This window comes from Actinoallomurus purpureus (genome assembly GCF_024055795.1).
In the GTDB taxonomy this organism is placed as follows: Bacteria; Actinomycetota; Actinomycetes; order Streptosporangiales; family Streptosporangiaceae; genus Actinoallomurus; species Actinoallomurus purpureus.
In genome coordinates this window covers 42,147-61,996 of sequence record NZ_JAMXMY010000015.1, presented here as the reverse complement: position 1 = coordinate 61,996, position 19,850 = coordinate 42,147, and the positions used below count along the sequence as shown (strand labels likewise).

Annotated in this window: 22 protein-coding genes and 2 pseudogenes; 13 read left to right on the top strand and 11 right to left on the bottom strand. The window is 67.3% G+C overall.

Features of this window, described 5'->3' with window-relative positions:
* Window positions 1–11: 11 nt before the first annotated feature.
* The 3 genes from NE236_RS26135 to NE236_RS26125 form a co-directional block, all read right to left on the bottom strand.
* On the bottom strand, window positions 12–1,391 hold the full coding sequence (locus NE236_RS26135) for a ricin-type beta-trefoil lectin domain protein (protein ID WP_252844789.1): 1,380 nt from the start codon (window positions 1,389–1,391) through the stop codon (window positions 12–14).
* A 595-nt stretch (window positions 1,392–1,986) separates the two neighbouring features.
* Window positions 1,987–2,280: an acyl-CoA dehydrogenase family protein gene (locus tag NE236_RS26130; protein ID WP_252844788.1), complete on the bottom strand. Its 294-nt coding sequence runs from the start codon at window positions 2,278–2,280 to the stop codon at window positions 1,987–1,989.
* Window positions 2,277–2,771, bottom strand: a complete 495-nt coding sequence (locus NE236_RS26125) for a flavin reductase family protein (RefSeq protein ID WP_252844787.1) — start codon at window positions 2,769–2,771, stop codon at window positions 2,277–2,279. The genes NE236_RS26130 and NE236_RS26125 overlap by 4 nt, the downstream gene beginning before the upstream one ends.
* 141 nt (window positions 2,772–2,912) lie before the next feature.
* On the opposite strand from NE236_RS26125, the gene NE236_RS26120 reads away from it, so the two are divergent.
* On the top strand, window positions 2,913–3,833 hold the full coding sequence (locus tag NE236_RS26120; RefSeq protein WP_252844786.1) for a LysR family transcriptional regulator: 921 nt from the start codon (window positions 2,913–2,915) through the stop codon (window positions 3,831–3,833).
* 160 nt (window positions 3,834–3,993) lie between these two features.
* On the opposite strand, the gene NE236_RS26115 is transcribed toward NE236_RS26120, so the two are convergent.
* Complete coding sequence (locus NE236_RS26115; protein ID WP_252844785.1) at window positions 3,994–4,260, bottom strand: SDR family NAD(P)-dependent oxidoreductase; 267 nt, start codon at window positions 4,258–4,260, stop codon at window positions 3,994–3,996.
* Window positions 4,261–4,299: 39 nt separating this feature from the next.
* On the opposite strand from NE236_RS26115, the gene NE236_RS26110 reads away from it, so the two are divergent.
* Window positions 4,300–4,458 (top strand): hypothetical protein, encoded by a 159-nt coding sequence (locus tag NE236_RS26110; protein WP_252844784.1) that lies wholly within the window; start codon window positions 4,300–4,302, stop codon window positions 4,456–4,458.
* 246 nt (window positions 4,459–4,704) lie between these two features.
* Here NE236_RS26110 and NE236_RS26105 read toward each other — a convergent pair whose 3' ends face one another.
* Window positions 4,705–5,484, bottom strand: coding sequence for a COG4705 family protein (locus NE236_RS26105; RefSeq protein WP_252844783.1), 780 nt, complete (start codon window positions 5,482–5,484; stop codon window positions 4,705–4,707).
* Window positions 5,485–5,687: 203 nt separating this feature from the next.
* The gene (locus tag NE236_RS26100) at window positions 5,688–5,852 is read right to left on the bottom strand and encodes a hypothetical protein (RefSeq protein WP_252844782.1); all 165 of its coding nucleotides are present in this window, start codon (window positions 5,850–5,852) and stop codon (window positions 5,688–5,690) included.
* A gap of 143 nt (window positions 5,853–5,995) precedes the next feature.
* Between NE236_RS26100 and NE236_RS26095 the strand changes: the two are divergent.
* The 6 genes and pseudogenes from NE236_RS26095 to NE236_RS26070 all read left to right on the top strand — a co-directional run.
* Window positions 5,996–6,094 (top strand): annotated as a pseudogene (locus NE236_RS26095) (DNA-binding response regulator); the annotation flags it as partial.
* 180 nt (window positions 6,095–6,274) lie between these two features.
* Window positions 6,275–7,264 carry a LacI family DNA-binding transcriptional regulator gene (locus NE236_RS26090; protein ID WP_252844781.1) on the top strand — a complete coding sequence of 330 codons (990 nt, stop codon included), beginning with the start codon at window positions 6,275–6,277 and terminating at the stop codon, window positions 7,262–7,264.
* Between the two features lie 119 nt (window positions 7,265–7,383).
* Window positions 7,384–8,742 carry an ADP-ribosylglycohydrolase family protein gene (locus NE236_RS26085; RefSeq protein ID WP_252844780.1) on the top strand — a complete coding sequence of 453 codons (1,359 nt, stop codon included), beginning with the start codon at window positions 7,384–7,386 and terminating at the stop codon, window positions 8,740–8,742.
* A 111-nt stretch (window positions 8,743–8,853) separates the two neighbouring features.
* Window positions 8,854–9,612, top strand: coding sequence for an ABC transporter ATP-binding protein (locus tag NE236_RS26080; RefSeq protein WP_252844779.1), 759 nt, complete (start codon window positions 8,854–8,856; stop codon window positions 9,610–9,612).
* Window positions 9,609–10,403 (top strand): ABC transporter permease, encoded by a 795-nt coding sequence (locus tag NE236_RS26075; protein WP_252844778.1) that lies wholly within the window; start codon window positions 9,609–9,611, stop codon window positions 10,401–10,403. The genes NE236_RS26080 and NE236_RS26075 overlap by 4 nt, the downstream gene beginning before the upstream one ends.
* 2 nt (window positions 10,404–10,405) lie before the next feature.
* Window positions 10,406–11,404, top strand: a complete 999-nt coding sequence (locus tag NE236_RS26070) for an ABC transporter substrate-binding protein (protein ID WP_252844777.1) — start codon at window positions 10,406–10,408, stop codon at window positions 11,402–11,404.
* Window positions 11,405–11,448: 44 nt separating this feature from the next.
* Here NE236_RS26070 and NE236_RS26065 read toward each other — a convergent pair whose 3' ends face one another.
* Window positions 11,449–12,606: a GDSL-type esterase/lipase family protein gene (locus tag NE236_RS26065; protein ID WP_252844776.1), complete on the bottom strand. Its 1,158-nt coding sequence runs from the start codon at window positions 12,604–12,606 to the stop codon at window positions 11,449–11,451.
* A gap of 91 nt (window positions 12,607–12,697) precedes the next feature.
* A complete protein-coding gene (locus NE236_RS26060; RefSeq protein WP_252844775.1) occupies window positions 12,698–13,267 on the bottom strand; it encodes a TetR/AcrR family transcriptional regulator in 570 nt (189 codons plus the stop codon).
* A gap of 71 nt (window positions 13,268–13,338) precedes the next feature.
* Here NE236_RS26060 and NE236_RS26055 point away from each other — a divergent pair, with 71 nt between their 5' ends.
* Both NE236_RS26055 and NE236_RS26050 read left to right on the top strand, forming a co-directional pair.
* On the top strand, window positions 13,339–13,830 hold the full coding sequence (locus tag NE236_RS26055; protein ID WP_252844774.1) for an FBP domain-containing protein: 492 nt from the start codon (window positions 13,339–13,341) through the stop codon (window positions 13,828–13,830).
* A 381-nt stretch (window positions 13,831–14,211) separates the two neighbouring features.
* Window positions 14,212–15,273: a hypothetical protein gene (locus tag NE236_RS26050; protein WP_252844773.1), complete on the top strand. Its 1,062-nt coding sequence runs from the start codon at window positions 14,212–14,214 to the stop codon at window positions 15,271–15,273.
* Between the two features lie 20 nt (window positions 15,274–15,293).
* Here the strand turns inward: NE236_RS26050 and NE236_RS26045 are convergent, their stop codons facing one another.
* Together NE236_RS26045 and NE236_RS44660 are read right to left on the bottom strand one after the other, a co-directional pair.
* Complete coding sequence (locus NE236_RS26045; RefSeq protein ID WP_252844772.1) at window positions 15,294–15,494, bottom strand: hypothetical protein; 201 nt, start codon at window positions 15,492–15,494, stop codon at window positions 15,294–15,296.
* Window positions 15,495–15,740: 246 nt separating this feature from the next.
* Window positions 15,741–16,418 carry a pentapeptide repeat-containing protein gene (locus NE236_RS44660; RefSeq protein WP_252844771.1) on the bottom strand — a complete coding sequence of 226 codons (678 nt, stop codon included), beginning with the start codon at window positions 16,416–16,418 and terminating at the stop codon, window positions 15,741–15,743.
* A gap of 142 nt (window positions 16,419–16,560) precedes the next feature.
* Between NE236_RS44660 and NE236_RS26035 the strand changes: the two are divergent.
* The 3 genes and pseudogenes from NE236_RS26035 to NE236_RS26025 form a co-directional block, all read left to right on the top strand.
* Window positions 16,561–16,737 (top strand): annotated as a pseudogene (locus tag NE236_RS26035) (tyrosine-type recombinase/integrase); the annotation flags it as partial.
* A 1,010-nt stretch (window positions 16,738–17,747) separates the two neighbouring features.
* Window positions 17,748–17,999, top strand: a complete 252-nt coding sequence (locus NE236_RS26030) for a hypothetical protein (RefSeq protein WP_252844770.1) — start codon at window positions 17,748–17,750, stop codon at window positions 17,997–17,999.
* 544 nt (window positions 18,000–18,543) lie between these two features.
* Entirely contained in the window at window positions 18,544–18,924 is a 381-nt protein-coding gene (locus tag NE236_RS26025; RefSeq protein ID WP_252844769.1) for a hypothetical protein, read from the top strand.
* Between the two features lie 119 nt (window positions 18,925–19,043).
* Here the strand turns inward: NE236_RS26025 and NE236_RS26020 are convergent, their stop codons facing one another.
* Window positions 19,044–19,688, bottom strand: a complete 645-nt coding sequence (locus NE236_RS26020) for a DUF5994 family protein (RefSeq protein WP_252844768.1) — start codon at window positions 19,686–19,688, stop codon at window positions 19,044–19,046.
* Window positions 19,689–19,850: the final 162 nt, after the last annotated feature.

The window sequence follows — 19,850 nt, the reverse complement described above, 5'->3', positions numbered from 1 at the left end:
CCGACCTCCGGCTAGAAGCCGGCGGTGACGCGAGTGAAGTCCCAGTCGTTCTGCGAGATGCCGCTGCAGGTCGACTGGACCCCTCCGCCGGGGCATGGGCGGTCGCGGTTGACCGACCAGTAGGCCAGACGGGTGAGGCCCTTGGAATTCGCCCAGTCGCGGATCTGGGTCCATGTGCTCACCGAGGTCAGCTCCTGCTGATCGGACAGACCGTTCATGCCGGAGATGCCCATGTGGGCGTAGGCCTGCGCGTCGGTCCAGCCCCATGCGCTCTTGAGAGCGTTCTTCAGTCCTTCGGACGCGTTCACCGTGCTCTGATACATGTCCGCGCCGCCACCGAAGTCGAACGGCATGATCGTGTAGTTGTCGATGTTGACGCCGAGGGCCTTGGACTGGCTGATCAGGCGGGTGCCCCAAGATGTCGGCCCGGTGGTGCTGGTGCCGAAGGTGAGGGCGATCTTGACGTTCGGGTTGTTCTGCTTGACGATCGCCAGTCCGCCGAGAATCCGGTCCTGGACGGTCGCGTTCTCGAATTCGTCGGTGTTCTCGATGTCGAAGTCGACGACCGCCGGGCCGACACCGTTGATGACCTGCTGGACCGCTCCGGCGAACGCGGACGAGGACGAGCAGTTCGGGCCGAGCTTGTTGCCCGACCAGCCACCGAAGGAGACCTCGACACTGCCGCCGGCCGCCTTGATGGCCGAGATGGCCTGGGCGTCGACGCCGCCGGTCAACGACCTCGTGCCGTCCCATGCCGGCGTGCAGCCGCCACTGGAGTTGATGAATGCCATGGTGAAGGCCTTGACCCCGGTCGCGCTCATCACCGTGGCCGGGCTGGGCGGGTTCCCCCAGCCCATGTAGAGGTACGGCGCGCCTGGCATCTTGCTGGTCGTCGGGGGCGGGGTGGTGCCGCCGCTCGGCAGGGTCCATTTCTGGTTGGCGCTGGCATAGCAGTCCCAGATCTGGAGGGGAGTGCCGTCCGCCGAACTCGCTCCGGTGGCGTCCAGGCACTTACCGAGGGCGCGCAGGGTGCCGTCGGAGGAGGCCGTCCAGGTCTGCGCAGTGGTGCCGTTGCAGTCGTAGATCTGCACCTTTGTGCCGTTGGCGCTGTTGGCGCCGGCGACGTCGAGGCACTTGCCCAGGGCGCGGATGGTGCCGTCGGTCCCGACGGTCCACTGCTGGGCGCTGGTTCCGTTGCAGGTATAGAGCTGGACCTGCGTGCCGTTGGCGCTGTTCGCACCTGCGACATCGACGCATTTGCTGCCGTAGCCGGTGATCTGGCCTGTAGCGGCCCAGGCGGCGGAGAAACCGGTAGCGATGAGCGGAAGGGCCGCAAGGAGGGCGGCGACGAGCAACCGGAGGCAGAATCGGCGGGAGTTTTCAGATTTCACGGGGCTCTCTTCCTCACATGGGGATAGACCTTAACCTAAGGTGTGAATTAAGTCACCTCCTCGATCTCCTGCGCGAGATTATATTGGAAAGTTTCCTATTAGTGGAGACTTGACTAAGGCGCCGATATGGCATCGCCGATCGAGAGGCAGACCGAGGGTCGGGTGAAGGGTGTCAATACTCGGGGGCGAGGTCGTGGCCGGCCGTGATGACAGGCGGTCGAAGAGGTGGCTGAGGTCGGGCACGACCCGACGATCGTGCAACTGGTGCAGAGACTGGCCGGGAAGAACTCCTCGAAAGTTCACCTCGGTCGACGTCGATGCGCAGCACTGGCACCGGCTGGTGCCGGGACCACACCGGACGGGCGGAGCCGCCGATCAGGCGCCCACCATGTTGCCGAATGCTCGCGTCGGGCCTGAGCTTCGGGAATCTGTCGCCGACCAGGGAGTCCTTCCCTACCCACTCGGGGTGTGGCTCATAATCACAGTCCGTCACCACCGAAAGTGGGCCAGAGCCGAAGACCGTACAGACCCCGGACCCGGCGAAGATCACTTTGATTCCCCCTGAACCCGATGGATGATCTTCCGGGGTTCCTCATCAATCCTCGAAGATCATTCCCATGCCTGGGGAGATATCTCCGACCTCACCGGTAGCCGGATGGTGCAGGGCGGCGGTGAGGGTGGGCACGTCGACGTCGGGGCCGCCGTAGCGGGATGGGACGGTCAGGGCGAACATGCCTGCCTTGGACAGGGTGTCGATCTCGGCGTGCGGGAGGGTCCGGTCGCGGTCGCGGTCGGCGGCGCCCTGGGCGAAGTGCTCGGCCAGTTCGGCGGCCACCGTCAGCGGATCGGCGCTCTCCGCGCGGGCGGGTGCAGGGTCGGTGGTGCTCATGAGGCGAGCTTCCGGAACGTTCCGCCATGGAAGACCAGCGGGCCGACCTCGGTGTCGCGGCCGTAGTCGTGGAGGGAAAGGACGACGATGTCGTGGTCGCCCGCCGGGACGACGCGGTGAATGGAGCACACGAACCAGGCGGCGGCCGCGCTCAGCAGGACCGCGCCCTCGGCGGTGGCGTGCCAGTCCAGTTCGGCGAACCGGTCCGGGCTGTCCTTGGCCGACAGGCTGAGGCAGGCGTCCTGGTGGGTCTCGCCCAGGACGCTGACGCCCAGGAGGGTGGCCTTGCTCAGGGTCGGCCATGTGGCCGAGCCGGTGCCGATGCACACCGACACCAGCGGAGGGTCGAGGGAGACGGAGGTGAAGGAGCTGGCGACCATGCCCATGGGCCGGCCGTCCACGTGCGCGGCCAGGGCTGTCACCCCGCTGGGGAACGCGCCGAACACCGTACGCAGCCGCCGGGCGGCCGAGACGGGAGGGGCATCTGTCATGATCAGGCTCCGTGCCAGGTGAGAGGTTTTCCCTACAAATTCGATGGATAATGTGAAGTATTGGAAGCGGTTTACGGAACGTCAAATAGGCGTTGTCGAGGGACCGATAGGGCCGCCCTTACACTCGGAGGTCTTCGTCACATGCGCATTGAGCAGCTGGAGTACCTCGCCGCGGTCACCCGCCTGGGGTCGCTGCGCCAGGCGGCGCAGGAACTGCACGTCTCTCAGCCCGCACTGAGCGAGACGCTCCGCAACCTCGAACGCGAGCTCGCGGTACAGCTGCTGGACCGCAAGCGGTCCGGCGCGAGCCTCAGCGTCGACGGCCGCGAGCTGCTCCCTTACTTCACCGACGTCCTGGACGCGGTCGACCGCCTGAAACGCGCCGCTCACCAGCAGCATCAGAGCAAGCGGATGGTGCGGCTGGGCACCGTCAACGCCGCCACCGTGTCGCTGCTGGCCCCAGCCCTCCAGGCCTTCGCGGACGCCCATCCCGAAACCAGCGTCGAGGTGCTGCCCGCCCAGCAGGCCGACATCCACCGGCTGCTGCTGGAAGGCTCCCTCGACCTCGGCCTGGTCAATGTCCTGCAGGGCGACGACCCGCCGTATGACCTGGACAGCACCCTCCTGCTGCGCGGCACCGTGGTCGCCTGCGTCTCCGCCGGCAGCCCCCTGGCCGCGCAGCCGTCGGTGTCCCGCGAGGACCTGCTGGTCGGGCCGCTGATCCTGATGCGAGCCGGGTACCTGATGCACCGGTACGTCCACCGGCTCTTCGACGGGGACGTCCCGCCGCACAGCTATTCCACCGACGGCGCCGAGATGGGCAAACTTCTGGTCGCCCAGGGCCTCGGGGTCACCGTCCTACCCGACTACAGCATCACCGGCGACCCGCTGGAGACCTACGGGGCGATCACCACGCGCCCGCTGGACGCGCCGCAGACCGAGGTCCGGCTCCTGCTCCAAGCCCGCCGCACCCCCCGCATGCCCGGCGCGGTCCGCGACCTGCACCGGGCGCTCCTGCAACAGGCGACCACCATTCACGAATGCCTCACCCCCAGCCCGTGACACTCCGCCGACCGGCCCGCGCCCGCTCGCAGAACTACGAGCACGTGGTCGTCACGGGCCTCGAAGACCACGCACCGTACGTGGTCCGGGCCCGCGTACGACCTCGGTCGTCGATGCGCAGCACTGACACCGGCTGGTACCGGACAGGCGGAGCCGCCGATCAGGCGCCCACCATGTTGTAGCCGCCGTCGGCGACCAAATAGCCCCCGGTCATGTGCGACGCGTCGTCGGTCGCCAGGAACAGCGCCGTGCCGGCCAGCTCTTCGGGCTTCGGGATGTAGTTCATGGGCGTCATCGACCGCAGCTTCTCGGCGCGGCCGGACTTCCAGTCCTGTCGGTTGAGCGTGGCCTCGGTCTCGATGAACCCTGGAGCGAAGGTGTTGACCCGCACCTTGGGCGCGAACGCCTGGGCGTACGACTTGGTCACGCCGAGGATGCTGTACTTGGCGGCGGCTCGAAGTGGACTGTGACCGGCACCTCGTACCTGAGCAAGCTCGTCCTCGCCTCGGACGCCGCCGTCGTCGCTCCGGCGGGCAAGACCGTCTCCCTGACGGTGGACGGCAAGGCGACCGCCATCACCCCGGGCGCCGCCTACACCGGATCGATCACGCTCACGTCGGCGTGACCGCTCGCGGAGGCCCCGGACGGATCGTCCGGGGCCTCCGCGCCGCGACGCGCCGTTTCAGGGCAGATCCGCACCGGCGGTACAACGCGGCGACGTCGCGGCCGTCCGGACGATCACAGGACCGTGATCGCGACGCCCCGTCCCGGTGCCGGGCGAGCCCTGCACCGGGACGCGAACCTTACGAGGGTCTCGTCGAACCTCGCATCCGTCATCAGGCCGGTCGCCGATCGGCGCAGGTAATCCTGATCAGCGTGCCGTATCTTTGCGGGTCACGGTCAGATAGCCGACGAAGCCGACGATGATGACGGCCAAGGCCAGGCTGACCGGACCGGTGCCCAGAGCGAGACCGCCTCGAGCGCGCGATACCCCCATCCAGTCGGCAAATGATGCGCCGAGCGGCCGGGTGAGGACATAGGCGAACCAGAAGGTGACGATGGCGTTCATCCGCAGCCAAAGGTAGGCCAGGGCCGGGACCGCGATCAGGACGGCGAACATGACGCCCGAAACCAGGTATCCGAGGTGGGCGGTGACCGCGGTCATGTCGCCCGTGGCGGTGCCGAGCGCGAACGTCGTCATGACGGTGGCCCAGTAGAACAGCTCCCGGCGCATCGTCACGATGCTGTGAATGGACAGGGTCTTCTCGCTCGCGTACCAGATTGCGAAGATCCCGGCCAGAGCGACCACAAAGAATGCGGTCGAAATGATGTACGGAACGCCGAGGGCGACGTGCAGCACATCGGCGGCCATCGTGCCGAAGACGCTGACCATGGTGATGGACGTCCAGTATGTCCAGGCGACATAGCGTCGGACGCCGAACTGGAACGCCAGCGAGGCCGCAAGGAGGATTCCCGCCAGGGCGACCGCGACGATCGGGTTGAGACGATGGGCCAGGTAGTCGGAGGTCGTTTCGCCCATGCCGGTGGTCAAGACCTTGACGATCCAGAAGTAGGCCGTCACTTCCGGGACTTTGCTCATCGCCCGCCGAGTAACGGTATTGGGGCTGTTTTGAAGTTGTCTTGTCGCCATGTCGGCAAGGATGGCATATCGCCGCCCCTTGGTGGCGCAATCCGGCATATCAATGCGCTAGCTCTAGCAGTCCGGTCGCACATTTTCACAAAGCCCAGCAATAGATTAGAGAAAGGTTAGCGGTCGTTCTTTGTGTGTTGTCCTCCGCCCTCGTCGGGCGGTTTATGGCGGTCGCACCAGTCCGGGTCTGGCGGAGGCAGTCCTCATCGCCCTCGCGGCGATCGTGATCCTCGCGGTGCGTCACCCGCACGCTGCGCCGCCGGATCGTCGGCGTCGTCTCGGCCGTGCCGGTCGATCAGCAGCGGCGCGAGTTGAAGGTGCCAGATGAACACCAGGCCGGCGCTGCCGAACAGGAGGTTGACCAGCATCGTTTCCTACTCATCCCAGAAGATTTCTACTATTACGATAGTAGACGGTCTGCGGATTTTCCAGAATGAGCGGGGGGCGCGTCTGCTCATCGTCGAGGATGACGGGCCGGATCCGGGCCGTCCCGCCGGGGTGCGTGCAGGTCATCGTGACCGCGCGGGATGCGGAGACGGACGTCGTCGTGGGCCTGGAGGCGGGCGCTGACGACTATGTGACCGAGCCGTTCGGGTTCGCGGAGCTGCTGGTACCACCGGTTCCGGCCGAATTCTGGGCACCCAACAGGGGTTGACAGGGTGTTCCCTCCTCCCCTTAGCTTAGCGAGCTAAATCACCCGCAAAACGATTTGCATGATCCCAGGGCCAGGGCCAGGGCCTGAGAAGGTGACGCGATGTCGCAAGATCCAGACCGCCCCAGCATTGCGAGCGTGGCAGCCGCTGCCGGCGTCAGTCCCACCACGGTCTCCCATGCGCTGAGTGGCAAACGGGCTGTGTCCGCGGACACGCGCGAGCGGATCCTGAAGGCCATCGAGGAGCAGAACTACCGCCCGAACATGGTGGCCAGGAGCCTCCGCAGCCGAAAGACCCACTCGGTGGCCCTCCTGCTCGTCGACATCGCGAACCCTTACTACCCGGCCGTCGCCCGCGCGGTCCACGACGTGCTGGCGATCGAGGGGTACGTCTCTTTCATCGGCAACACCGATGGCGACGCCGAGACGGAGCGGAGACTGCTGGAGGAGATGGCGGCGCGCGGTGTGGACGGCGTGGTCATGCAACCCATGGCGCTGTCCGCCGTGGAGGTGCGGGAGATCGTGGGCCCGGCGATGCCGCTTGTCATCATCGGGAACGAAACCGGCGAGATGCCCGCGGACTGGGTGGGGACCGACGACACCGGTGGCCTCACCGAGGCCGTGGCCCACCTCGCGCGCAAGGGCGTGCGCGACTTCGGATTCATCGATGGCCCCCCTGAAACCGTCACCGAGTCGCTTCGCCTGGCCGGGTTCCGCGCGGCCGGGTTCCGCGCGGCCGTCGCCGCCGCGGGCCTCGAGGTCCGGGAGCGGTGGATCGAGTACGGGCCGTTCGCGCGGGACGGCGGAGCCGCGGCGGCGGCGCGCCTGCTGGATCGCGCTGATCGTCCGCGCGCGGTGCTTTGCGCCAACGACCTGATGGCGATCGGTGCGCTCGAGGCCGCGCGCCAGGCCGGCCTGCGGGTGCCCGACGACATCGCCATCGTCGGGTTCGACGACATCGAAACCGCGGCCCTCGTGACACCTCGGCTGACGACCGTCGTCAATCCCGCCTCCGCGGTCGGCGGCGCCTGCGCTCGAACCATCCTGTGGCGCGTCGAGAACGGGCCGGACGCGCCTTACCGGCGCACTCTCCTGCCTACCCGACTCGTCGTGAGGGAGTCCGCCTGACCGCGTCGGTCGAGCCGATCGTGGCGCGGGCGTTGCCCTCGGCGCGAATGCAAAACGATTTGCACGTTAATCGGGGCGCTCCTGAGACGCAGGACGCCGGACAGAAAGATCCCTATTCGATGACTCAGACTTCTCCCCGCTCCGCCATCGAGCTCGACGAGGCGTATCGGCACAGCACCCAGGACGCCTGCCGGCCCAGGGACCTCCTCGCAGACGAGGTCGCCCAGCGCCGCGAGAGCGGGTACGACGTGGACGATGTGGTCCGCGCCGCGAACGCCACCGATCCGGACGACCGCGCCGCGCTGCTCGCTCTGGTCGACGCGATGGGGGACAGCAGGCGCCTGCCGGGCTGGGCCTACGAGGAACCCGACGCGCTGGAGGACATCCGCGCCGCCGTGGACCCCGCGCCGGCGATCGCGGCCGACTCCGACGGCTACCCCGACAAGGTGCACGCGGGGTGGCTGGGACGCATCGCCGGCTGTAACCTCGGCAAGCCCGTCGAGCAGGGCGACATCTGGACTGCGGAGCGCATTCGGGAGTACTTGGTACTCGCGGACGCGTACCCGCTCACGGATTACTTCCCCGTTCTGGACCCGATGCCGGAAGGCTTCGAGTTCCTGGAGAACTGGCCAGAGACCACGCGCGGACGGGTCAACGGATCCGCGCGTGACGACGACATCGACTATTCGCTCCTCGCCCTGCACCTGTTGGAGACGCACGGTCGTGCGCTGCGCCCGGAGCACGTCGGCGAGGCATGGACGACGCTGTTCCCTTTGCTGCAGACCTACACCGCCGAGCGGGCGGCGTACATCAACCTCGTGGGCGGGCTCCGAGTCCCGCAGGTCGCCCGCTTCCGCAACCCGTACCGGGAGTGGATCGGCGCGCAGATCCGTGGCGACGTCTTCGGCTACGTGAACCCCGGCGACCCCTGGGCCGCCGCCGCACTCGCGTACCAGGACGCTGCGCTCTCCCACACCGGCAACGGCGTCTACGGGGAGATGTGGGCCGCCGCCCTCGTCGCCGGCGCCTTCACCGCGTCCGACGCCGCGGGCACCGTCGAGGCCGCGCTGACCGTCGTTCCGCCCCGCTCGCGGCTGCACGAGGCCGTCAGTCACGTCCTCCGGCTACGCTCCGAAGGCGCGACCTGGGAGGCCGCGCTGACCGAGATCCGGTCCGCGTACGGCCATTACTCGTGGGTTCACACCATCAACAACGCCGCCGCCGTCACAGCCGCGCTGCTGTGGTCTGACGGCGACTACACAAGCGCCGTCGGCAAGGTCGTCATGAGTGGCTGGGACACCGACTCCAACGGAGCGACCGTCGGCTCGGTCGCCGGCATCCTCACCGGTACGACGGCGCTCCCGGCTCACCTGATAGAGCCCCTGAACGACCGAACCCGCTCGGCGCTGTTCGGCTTCGACAACTCCGTCATCTCCGACCTGGCCGCGCGCACGGTACGCCTCGCGCAGGCCGGCTGACGGACCCCCGGCCCGCACGGCCCCCTGTCAACGAACCTCTCGACCAACGGAGACAAGGATGGACCTCCTGCCCACCGAACCGGTGGTCCGCGACACCCTCGCGACGCCGTCATGACGGACACCAAGCTCACCATCGACAGCGTCGAGGTCAGCTTCGGCGAGACACTCGCCCTGGCGAAGATCGATCTCGAGGTCAAGAACGGAGAGTTCGTCACCTTCGTCGGCCCGTCCGGCTGCGGCAAGACCACCCTGATGAACGTCATCGCCGGTCTGCAGCAGCCGACCTCGGGCCGCGTGATGATGGACGGCGCGGACATCGCCGGCAAGCCCGGCCACGTCGGCTACATGTTCCAGAAGGACCTGCTGATCCCCTGGCGCACGGTCACCGGCAATATCGTGCTGGGCGCCGCGCTGACCGGCCGTGCCACCAAGTCGGACCGGACGGCCGCGCGCGAACTTGCCGCCCGGTACGGCCTGGGCGACTTCGTCGACCACTACCCGCACGCGCTGTCCGGCGGCATGCGGCAGCGCGTCGCGTTGATGCGCACGCTCGCGTTCCATAAGGAGGTGCTGCTGCTGGACGAGCCGTTCGGCGCGCTGGACGCGCAGACCCGGCTGGAGATGCAGCAGTGGCTGCTGGAGGTCTGGGCCGACTCGGGGCGCACGGTCCTGTTCATCACGCACGACGTGGATGAGGCCGTCTTCCTGGCCGACCGCGTGGTCGTCATGTCGGCGCGGCCAGGTCGCATCCAGGACGTCCACGAGGTCGCCGTGCCCAGGCCGCGGACCGTCGACACCCTGATGAGCCCGGAGTTCATGGATCTCAAGAGCCAGGTGCTGTCCGGCCTGTACCACACGGAGGCCGAATGAGGGTCGTCCGCTTGGCCTCGCCGCTGCTCGCCGTCCTGCTGGTGCTGGCGGTCTGGCAACTCGCGGTGAGTGGCCTGCACATCCAGTCCTACATCCTTCCCAGCCCGCACCAGACGTGGCAGGCACTGAGGGATGACTGGACCAGCGTCCGCTCGCTGGCGGGGCAGACACTGTACGAGTCGGTGGTCGGCTTCGTCATCGGCACCGGCGTCGGCTTCCTGCTCGCCGTCGCGATGGCGCACGTGACGATCGTGCATCGCGTCCTGTATCCGATCCTGATCGCCACCCAGGCCGTCCCCATCGTCGCGATCGCGGCGCCGCTAGTGATCATTCTCGGCTACGGCCTGGCGCCCAAGCTGGTGATCGTCGGCCTGATCGTCTTCTTCCCGGTGGTCGTCAACGTGCTGGACGGGCTGAGCAGCATCGACCACGGCATGGTCGACCTGGCACGTTCCATGGGCGCGGGAGAAGCCAAGATCTTCCTGCTCGTACGCCTGCCGGCCACCCTCACCCCCCTGTTCTCCGCGTTGAAGCTCGGCGCGGCGTACGCCGTCACCGGCGCGGTGATCGGTGAGTGGACCGCCTCCATCACCCCCGGGCTCGGCAAGGACCTGCTGTTGAAGAACTCACGGCTGGACACCGCCGGTGTGTACGCCGACGTCCTCCTGCTCACCGCGGTCGGCCTCGGTGGATTCCTGTTGATGACCGTCGTCGAACGCCTCTCCACTCCCTGGCGAACCCGGGGAACGGCCCGCCGATGGTTCCGTCGTAGCGCAGACATGAAAGGTTGATGATGAAGTTCTCCCCATGGTTGGTCGCGGCCGCACTGCTGCCGCTCTCGCTGGCCGCGGCCTGCGGCAACGGCCCGGCGGCCAAGACCGCCGATGGCCTCACCAAGGTGAAAGTGGCCCCCGGCTGGATCGCCCCGGACATCACGTGGATCCCCATCACTGTCGGCATCAGCAACGGCTTCTACAAGGCGGAAGGTCTTCAGGTCTCGTTGGTGCCACCGCCGGACAACTCCTCGGCGGTCAAAATCGCCGCCAGCGGCCAGGCCGACCTCGCCCAGACCACGTTGACCGACCAGATGTTCGCGGCCAAGGAGGGCCTGCCGATCATCTCCATCGCGAACCTGACGCAGACCAACAACTGGGGCTTCTTCACCCCGACCGGCAAGAAGATCACCGCCGCCTCCCTCAAGGGCAAGCGCGTCGGCGTCTTCGACGACGCATGGACCAAGGCGATGATGGGCGTGGTGCTCAAGAACGCCGGTCTGACCGCCAGGGACATCCAGCAGGTCACCGCGACCGACGGCGACATCCCGCTGCTCATCGCGAACAAGATCGACGTCGCGACCAACACCACGAACTTCGCCGCCCCGCAGTACGTCCAGGAGACCGGCAAGCAGCCGGAGACGCTGCTCGCCACCGCCGTCGGGGCACCCGACATCCCCATCGCGAACTACGCCGGCAACAAGCGGTGGCTGCAGAAGAACCCCGCCATCGCCCGCAAGTGGCTGGCCGCCACCGCGAACGCCACCAACTGGGCGATGGCGCACCCGGAGGATGCAGTGAAGGCGTACGAGACCTTCCACAAGCTCAAGACCACCGGATATGCCACCGACCTTGCGCAGTGGAAGGCCACGATCCCGTCGCTGAAGGCCTCCAAGGGCCTGTTCACCGCCACTGACGCACAGTGGACCCAGCTCGGCCAGGCATTGAAGGACGCCGGCCAGCTCGACAAGGTGTTGCCGCCCTCGGAGTACTACACCAACCAGTACATCGGCAAGTGAGCCACCGACCCGACATCGCGGTCGTCGGCAGCGTCTCTGATTAGCTAAGCGATCCTTTGGAACGCGAGCCGCGCGAAGTTCTCGGCGATGCGGCGGTGTCCTGCCGGGTCGGGGTGGACCTCGTCGGGCAGCGGGAGTTCGGCGTAGTCCTTCTCGCCGTAAAGGTCTCGGCCGTCCAGGTAGTGCAGGTTCGGGTCGTCGGCCGCCCGCTGTTGGGCGATCCGGGCGAGTTCGTCGCGGATGACGTTGAGCGTCAGGCGCCCGGCGGCGCGTTCGGCTGGGTCGCCCGTGGCCTTGAACCGCAAGGTCCCGCCGTCGAAGTCGGGCGTGAGGGGGCCGGGGGTGTCCTCCTGGACCGGGCACAGGATGGGGGACACGACCAGCAGGGGCGTGGTCGGATGCCTCTCGCGGATGGTGTCGAGGAAACCGTGTACCGCAGGGGTGAAGGCGCGCAGGCGCATCGCGTCGGTGTTGACGACGTTGATGCCGATCTTGAGGCTGATCAGGTCCGCGGGGGTGTCCCGCATCGCGCGGGCGGTGAACGGGTCGAGCAGCGCGCTGCCGCCGAACCCCAGGTTGACCAGTTCCACTCCGCCCTGGGAGGCGGCCAGGGCCGGCCAGATGGCGGTCGGGTGGGCGGCGTTCGAGCCGTGGCTGATGGAACTGCCGTGGTGTAGCCACACCCTGCGCCCGTTGTCCGGCGCCGGCTCGACCGGGGCATCGGTGCGCAGGGCGATCAGCTCGGTGATCTCCGTATGCGGAAGCCAGATCTCGACGTCCTTGTCACGCGCCGGTAGATCGGTGAACCGGGCGGTGCCGGCAGGCCCCTCGCGCAGTTCGGCGGATTGGGAGGCCATGTCGATGATCGTGCGGACGTTACCGCCGGTCACCGTGGCCTGGGCGGCGAGACGGCCATCGACCAGCAGGTCGTACACGCCGTCCGCCGGAGCCGGGAAACCTCGGTAGACCCGCTTGGTGGGCAGCGTGTCCAGTTCGATGGTGGCGGCCCGGGTACGAAATGCCAACCGCACGCCGGAGGGCTGGGCCTCGGCCACGGCCAGTTGGTCGTCGGGGATCTGCCGACGAGCCCGAGCGGGCAGCCGATGCGGCAGCAGGCCGTGCGCGGTCGGTTCCACGTCGAGGGCGCCGCGCAGCATGTCAGCGGTGACAGGTGTGGTGATCCAGTCGTGCTCAGTGTTCATCGTCCCAGCCTGTAGATCAGATTTCCGGATTGTTCAGATGCGCCGGTGCGCGACGCGGCGGACCGCCTCCGGCGGTGCGGCCCCCTGCTGGTCAGGGCGTGGCCCGGTTCCGTAGCAGAGCGTCGAGGGAATCCAAGATCCAGGCCCAGGATTCCTGCGAGTCGACGGCGGTGTGGCTGAAGCCTCCAGCCATCTCCAGGCTGACGTAGCCGTGGAAGACGCTGCCCAGCATCCGGACCGCGTGCGTCTGGTCCGGCTCCGTCAGGTCGTAGCCGCGCAGGATCGCCCGCGTCATCTGTGCGTGCCGAACGCCGGCGCTGGCGGCCGCCGTCTCGGGGTCGAGCCTGAGCCGGGCGGCGGCGTAGCGGCCGGGGTGCTCACGGGCGTAGTCGCGGTAGGCATCCGCGAAGGCTGCCAGGGCGTCCTTGCCGGCGCGCCCGGCCAGGGCGTCGGCGACCCGGTCGGCGAGCTCCTCCAGGGCGAACAGGGCGATCCTGGTCTTGAGGTCCTGGGAGTTCTTCAGGTGCGAGTACAGACTCGCGACCTTGACGTCGAACCGCCGGGCGAGCGCCGAGACGGTCACCTGGTCGAAGCCGACCTCGTCGGCCAGTTCCGCACCCGCCCGGGTCAGACGTTCCGTGGTCAGCCCCACTCGAACCATGATCCTCCTCCTAGCTACCAACAGTCATTATGTATTTGCCTAATAGCTTTAGGCAAATTAGCCTGCCGTCCATGAAGCTGCGAGCCGAGCAAGAGATCCGTACCGCGTTCGTGAACTGCACCAAGGGCGAGGCGAAGCGCCTGTCCGTCCCCCGTGACCTGGCCGAGCGGCCCTGGGACGACCTGGACTTCCTCGGCTGGCGAGACCCCCAGGCCCCCGACCGGGCCTACCTCGCCACCGAACTGGACGGCCGCCTGGTGGCGCTCGCCCTGCGCTGCCCCAGCCCCGCCTCCTGGCAGACGCGGCGCAGCATGTGCTCGCTGTGCATGACGACTCACACCGGCGGCGTCTCGCTGATGGTCGCCCGGAAAGCCGGCAAGGCCGGGCAGCAGGGCAACTCCGTGGGCGCCTACATATGCAGCGACCTCGCCTGCCCGCTGTACGTGCGGGGCAAGAAGGATGCGGGCGCCGGCGCGCGGCTCCGCGAGTCGCTCACCCTGGAGGAGAAGATCCAGCGGACCGTCGCGAACCTCGCCACGTTCATCGCCAAGGTCACCACATGAAGCAATCGGCCACGCACGCCATACGTGCCGGAGCGGTACGGTCCGTGGGCCACATGGCCGCCGGTGACATCAGAAGTCATCGATGTCGATCGCAGGTGCCGGCTGAGTGACTCCGCAACTCGGTCCGGAGCGCATCGCGCCCCTCGCGCTGTCCGCCTCGCTGCCCTGACCGCGTCGTGGCGAATGGCACTTACCGGGCATGGCCCAGAGTGACGATTTCCCACAATTCGGTCAGCGACATATTCCGATCATTTGTCCGCATCTGGACTGGCCGTATCAGGCCAGCTTGTTTTCGTTGACCGTGAAGCCCCGGTCTGACTGAGTTGCCCTTGATGTCGATTTCTCGGTAAAGGGGACCGAGAAAACCGGGGGTTTCATTTCATGAGGAGATTCACCAAGGCGCTGGCGATCACGGGGACGGCGATTTCGCTGATCTTCGCCGGCGTGAACGCGGCCGCTGCCAAGCCGGTTCCACCGGCCGACGGTGCCGCGCCACGAGCGACCAGCGGCATCGCCAACACGACCGCCGGCGCGCGGTCGGCGGCGACGTACTGGACGAAGGCGCGGATGGCCGCCGCGACGCCAGAGCCGCTTCCGAAGCTCACCGCCGCCGCGGCCAAGGCGACGCCGGTTCCGGACCGGCTGCCGGCCAAGTCGGCGGCGCCCGCGCGTCCGCAGAACGCCGTCAGCCCCAAGACCGGCGGCACCGTACACCCGCTGATCGGATCGACGGCGGCACTGTGGAGTCCGCACGGGCAGATGCCCGCGATCACGACCGGGAAGATCTACTTCACCCGCACGGACGGCAGCGGCGGATACTGCACCGGCAGCGTCATCACCGCATCGAACCTCAACACGGTCTGGACGGCCGGGCACTGCGTCAACGCCGGCAGCGGCGGCGGTTGGTTCTCCAACTTCCTCTTCGTTCCGGACACCGACAACGGAAGTGCCCCATGGGGCAGTTGGTCGTGGAAGTACGCCAACACCACGAACGGGTGGGCGAACAGCGGTGACCTGCACTACGACGTCGCCGCGATCGCCTTCTACCCGCTGAACGGCACCAACCTGCAGAGCTGGCTCGGCGCTCAGGGCTACCGTTTCAACTACGGACAGTTGTTCTCCGTGACCACCTTCGGCTACCCGCAGTCCGGCTACAACCGCACCGACTTCCCGGCCAACGGCAGCAAGCTGTACTACTGCACCGGGCAGACCTACCGGAAGAGCAGCAGCAACGATCTGATCGGTCTGAGCTGCGACATGCACCACGGCGCCAGCGGCGGACCATGGCTGACGGACCTGGCCTCGTGGGGCGGCGGCTACATCATCGGCGCCTACAGCCACCGTGATGTCGACTCCAACGGCATTCCGACCAACATCGAAGCACGCTCGGCCAACCACGGCGACGGCGCGATCAACGTCTACAACGACGTCTCCACGCACTGACCCCGCACCGGTCCGCTCTGTCAGCCGCCGGTGGCGTGCTGCTTGCGTTCCTCGGTCCAGTAGCCGACGACGTCGCCCGGGCTCTGGGTGGAGCGGACTCCGGTCGTGGCGTCGCCGGGCGACGGCTGGGCGGCGTTCGCGGCGAGTCCGGCGGCGAGCGCGGCCGCGAGCCCTGCCGTGACCGCTGCGGACGTGACCACGACGAGTGCTCTTCGCTTCATGTCGGTGCCCTCCTCATGGCTCCGGCGGGGAGCGAGGTACCGGGACTCATTCCCAATCATGCGCCATCGAACGCATACATAAAACCATAGGCATTGGTCAATGATCCGTAGAGCTCAAATGTCTTAGCGTAGGGGCGAATAACGCCACCACGAAATCTCGTTCCGGTCATCGGGCCGACCCTGGAAGTGCCGGAAACCCTCAGGCTCCCGCCGCGAACGCCAGCTGCAGCCGACGGCCGGCTGCTCCTAAGCCTCCTCAATCCTGATGCCGAACGCGGAGGCCAGGGCCCACACGAGGCTCTGCGCGTCGGCGGCCGACACGGTGGCACCACGAAGACTCTCGACGCCGCCCACGCCGGACAGATCGCAATCGTTGAACCGGGCGTTGATGATCTTCACCTGGGAGAACTGAGCGCCGGTCAGGCGGCAGTTCTCGAAGAGGACGCCGTTGAGGGTGGCGGCCTGGAAGCTGGCCTCTGTCAGGTCGCAATCGCGGAAGGTCACATCCCGCAGCGTCGACATGCGGAACCGGGCGAGGTTGGCGCGGCAGTCAGTGAACACGACATCGCGCATGCCGCAGTCGATCCACGCCAGCCCGGTGAGCCTGGAATTCGCCAGATGGGTGGCGAACATCTGCCCATCGATGATCTGCATGTTGGCCAGATCACAGCGGGTCATCTCGACATCCTCGAGCCGGGCACGCGGCAGAACCACACCGGGGATCCGAGCATCGGTGAACCTGCACCGATTCACCTCGACGTCCTCGGCCTGTATCCCGGTCCAGCCGCTGCCATGGAGTTCCAGGGACAACAGCGCCTGGTCGTCTTCGACCGGTTGCTCAGCGACGGCGATGGGCGTCAGTTGGCGCGGGAGCCTGGGAGCAGTCGGCTTGTGAAGCCGAGTCACACCACGGGAATTCGGCACTGCCCGAGCGTATCGGTGAGCATCACCACAGATGCGGACCGTCTCTTGATCCGTCGACACACGGCCACGGTCGGCGCGTCGAGCTGACGCTCCAAGCTTCTGACCGCTGGTCGAGACACGGGCATAGCGGGACTTCACCCTCCACCAGCTCCGCCACTCCCGGCTCACCCACCTGGCCGAGGACGGCTGGTCGGCACCGATGCTGATGGCGCTGAGCGGCCACGACAATATCTGCAGCCTGATCTTCTACGTCAACATCAGCGCCGAAGCCGTCGCCGGCGCCTTCGCCCAGCAGGACCCCGTCCGCCGTCACCGCTAGCGCCGGGAACGCTGCACCGCGGTGTCTCAATGGGTTTGACAGGCTCCGAGGCGACCATGGCAGGCGAGGAGGTCGGCGTCCGCGCCCTCGGCCACATCGAACGCCTGGCATCCCACGAGAGATCGACCCTAACGGCCCCTCATCATCTGGGAGTCACGGCCTGTCAGCTGTGATCTAGGAACCCTCGGCAGGCACGCGACACGCGGTCCGCTCTCAAGTGCTAATCCGGCATAACGAGTATCTCCATGCGTGTGGCCGCTACGGTTCCGCGCTCACAGCGGTATGTTCGCAGCCCAAGAACCCCCAGCACCGGCCCTCCGGGGTCGGTGAGGATCGCAACGGTGGTGTGGATCGCGTACCGCATCGCGTCGCACGCGTGGCAGCACCGGCCCTCCGGGGTCGGTGAGGATCGCAACTTGAGCGAGGCCGCCAGGTCCTCAAGGGACTCCCGAACAGCACCGGCCCTCCGGGGTCGGTGAGGATCGCAACCTTTCCGTGGCGTCGCAAGCCCCGAAGGGTGCGTGGGTACAGCACTGGCCCTCCGGGGTCGGAGCTGGTACTCGATCCCACTTTGGCCACCACGACCACGCGGGTGGCGGCCATCGACCTGCACAGCCGGCTCAGCCCGGGTCGGGCTGGTCACCTGGGACCCGGACACTGTCTACGCGCCGGCCGTGACCCTGCCGAGACGCCGTCCGGTCACGCTCGCCACCGACGTCGACAACGACCGCCTGGTCCGGCTGCTCATCGACCGGCTCTCCGGCTGACCGAGCCGCATACCCGCACCAGGTGATCGGCAGGGTCTTGTAGACCAAGCGGCCTTCCTCAGGACCTGCTTGACGGCGCCGGGTGCAGAGAACGATAAGCGCCTTATCGATCCACGGCGGCTTTTCCGGCGTCGCGGCTGAGCCTGGATCCGGCGCTGAGGCGTCTGGCGTGACCAGAAATGATCTTCCGGGTCGAGAGTGGATGAGCTGGGAGATGCAGCCGCCTGGCGGGATACTTGCCGTATGGTCAACGATATTGCGCGGGAACGGGCTATCTACCAGGCGCTCAAAGCGGTCGACGAAGTCGCCGCAGCTTTGCAGACACACCTCCTCGAAGAGCACGGGGCCGACCCGGAGCGCGCCGCTGAACAGAGCACATTCACCAACTCACTGAAGCTTCTGCGCCAGGCTCGTGAACGGCTCGGTAACGGACTTCGAGCCATTGAAGCCGACAACATCGCCGAGACTGATGACATCTCTCTGCGCAGCGAATGACCGTCGCTGCGCAGCAATGACCGAAAAAGCACTCATGCCGGCATAGCGCACAGCGCGTTTGCTTGCATCCGATGTACGACCGGGCCGCCACACGCGAATCGACTGTTGGTGACAGGCGGTATCGCTGCCCGGTGAGTAGGACGCGCCACGCGCAGCCGGCCAGGCGCCGCTGCACGGGGTGGCCGGGCATGGCTCCATGCCTCGAGCCGGACAGAGAGGCACCCGGTTGTCCAGTGGGCCGGAGTGAAGCAGTCTGCGAAACAGGAGGGAGGACCCGATTTTCGGTGATTCGCCCAGGGGTACAGTCGAACTGAACACGCGGTGACCTGCGGTCCGGCCGCTATTCCAATAGTGCGGTGGCGTCCGGTCCTTGGCGAGCTGACCGTGGGACGGAGCTCCCGTAGATCCACTAGGCCCCGGTGGTGTTCGCCGACTCTCCGGTCGGCCGACGGTCCGGACTGCGTGCGCTCATTCGCACACCGTCGCCGGGTTCCGGTGATCGTGCGCCGCGCGGGAGGGAGAAGGCATGGAGTGCGGAAGTCGGATGGCGGTTGCCGTCGTCGTGGGTTACCTGCTGGGGTGTAGACACCAGAAGCGGTTGGCCGCGCTGCTTGCGCTCCTGGCAGCCGCGGGAGGCAAAGTCCCCGACGCGGGCAGGTCAGTGGCGAAGAAGGCCGCGGGCAGCCGGATCGATTCGTTCAGCGAGAAGCTGCAATCGATGCGCGGACCGGGCGTCACGAAGGGCGGACAGCGCGAGGAGGCCGAGGAGCCGCAAGAGGAGCCGACCCGGAGACAGCGAGCACGCCGAGAGCCGCCCCGGCAGGAGCGGGCTCGTCAACAGGCGGCGGATGACCACGACGACTACGAGGGCGACATCGGCCAATACGAGAGTGCCGAGCCAGAGTCGGAGCGTGACTTCCGGTAGGAGCGTCGTCATCGGTCTCGCATCGGGCCGCCGCGCCCCGGCAGGCCGCTCGGCCTGCCGATTGGAGACGGCCCCGCTGGGGCTGCCAGGGATGGGCTGGCCCACCCTCTTTGGCAGGATCAGTTCGGGTCCCTTGCCAAGAAGTCCGGGGAGGGTGCGCCGTCGTCGAGCCAGCGGCCGATCTGACTTCGCTCGTCTCGTATGGCGTCCTCGATCACCACAGGGCGTACGTCTTCGGCGTCCGCCGACAGTCCCCGGCCACGCGGGCGATCATCGTCGCCCGGGACCGCCCGAGGCGTGTTCGCCCCGGCTTCGTTGTCGATGCCGGAGGCGGCGAGGATCTCCTCGGGCCTGCCGCTGCTCTTACCGGTCGCCGCCATCGCCAGCGCGGATTTCGCCGAAGCCGTTGACGCTTGGGGCGGTATGACCAGCAGCATGATGTGGTCTTGCGGACCGCGCGTCACGATGATCTTGTGGTTCACATCGGCGAACCGCCCCACCCGCACCACATGTCCGCCGAACGTGAAGCGGCGCGGGATGTCATCCCAGTCGCGTGCGTCGACGCCCAGACGCAAGACCGCGCCGACCCGCGCGTTCAGCGACGAGACGAGGAGCGGCAACTCCACGCCCGCGTCGCGGGAACGCGGCCACCAGCCGCCATCGAGGATCCCCAGACACCTCAGCGCCGGATCCAGGCTCAGTCGCGACGCCGACGGAATGGAGGAAGAAAGATCGTCTATTCGATCAACAACGTTCGGTGCCATGACATCGGCCCCGTCCTTGGCCCCTACGAAGGAACCAGATTTTCATTCGCCCGGGACGACGTCAACTTGATCGTTAGCGCGCGAAATGTCCTCGGTGATCTCATCGTACATCAGAAAATCCAGCACGAACCGTTAATGCGCTTCGGATTCCCCGTTCGATGC

Coding starts and splice junctions, on each gene's coding strand:
- NE236_RS26060 (WP_252844775.1), bottom strand. CDS start 13,267: ATGGTTCGAGTGGGGCTGACCACGGAACGTCTGACCCGGGCGGGTGCG.
- NE236_RS26025 (WP_252844769.1), top strand. CDS start 18,544: ATGGCGGTTGCCGTCGTCGTGGGTTACCTGCTGGGGTGTAGACACCAG.
- NE236_RS26070 (WP_252844777.1), top strand. CDS start 10,406: ATGAAGTTCTCCCCATGGTTGGTCGCGGCCGCACTGCTGCCGCTCTCG.
- NE236_RS26080 (WP_252844779.1), top strand. CDS start 8,854: ATGACGGACACCAAGCTCACCATCGACAGCGTCGAGGTCAGCTTCGGC.
- NE236_RS26055 (WP_252844774.1), top strand. CDS start 13,339: ATGAAGCTGCGAGCCGAGCAAGAGATCCGTACCGCGTTCGTGAACTGC.
- NE236_RS26030 (WP_252844770.1), top strand. CDS start 17,748: ATGGTCAACGATATTGCGCGGGAACGGGCTATCTACCAGGCGCTCAAA.
- NE236_RS26075 (WP_252844778.1), top strand. CDS start 9,609: ATGAGGGTCGTCCGCTTGGCCTCGCCGCTGCTCGCCGTCCTGCTGGTG.
- NE236_RS26130 (WP_252844788.1), bottom strand. CDS start 2,280: ATGAGCACCACCGACCCTGCACCCGCCCGCGCGGAGAGCGCCGATCCG.
- NE236_RS26100 (WP_252844782.1), bottom strand. CDS start 5,852: ATGCTGGTCAACCTCCTGTTCGGCAGCGCCGGCCTGGTGTTCATCTGG.
- NE236_RS26120 (WP_252844786.1), top strand. CDS start 2,913: ATGCGCATTGAGCAGCTGGAGTACCTCGCCGCGGTCACCCGCCTGGGG.
- NE236_RS26125 (WP_252844787.1), bottom strand. CDS start 2,771: ATGACAGATGCCCCTCCCGTCTCGGCCGCCCGGCGGCTGCGTACGGTG.
- NE236_RS26105 (WP_252844783.1), bottom strand. CDS start 5,484: ATGGCGACAAGACAACTTCAAAACAGCCCCAATACCGTTACTCGGCGG.
- NE236_RS26085 (WP_252844780.1), top strand. CDS start 7,384: ATGACTCAGACTTCTCCCCGCTCCGCCATCGAGCTCGACGAGGCGTAT.
- NE236_RS26065 (WP_252844776.1), bottom strand. CDS start 12,606: ATGAACACTGAGCACGACTGGATCACCACACCTGTCACCGCTGACATG.
- NE236_RS26045 (WP_252844772.1), bottom strand. CDS start 15,494: ATGAAGCGAAGAGCACTCGTCGTGGTCACGTCCGCAGCGGTCACGGCA.
- NE236_RS26050 (WP_252844773.1), top strand. CDS start 14,212: ATGAGGAGATTCACCAAGGCGCTGGCGATCACGGGGACGGCGATTTCG.
- NE236_RS26020 (WP_252844768.1), bottom strand. CDS start 19,688: ATGGCACCGAACGTTGTTGATCGAATAGACGATCTTTCTTCCTCCATT.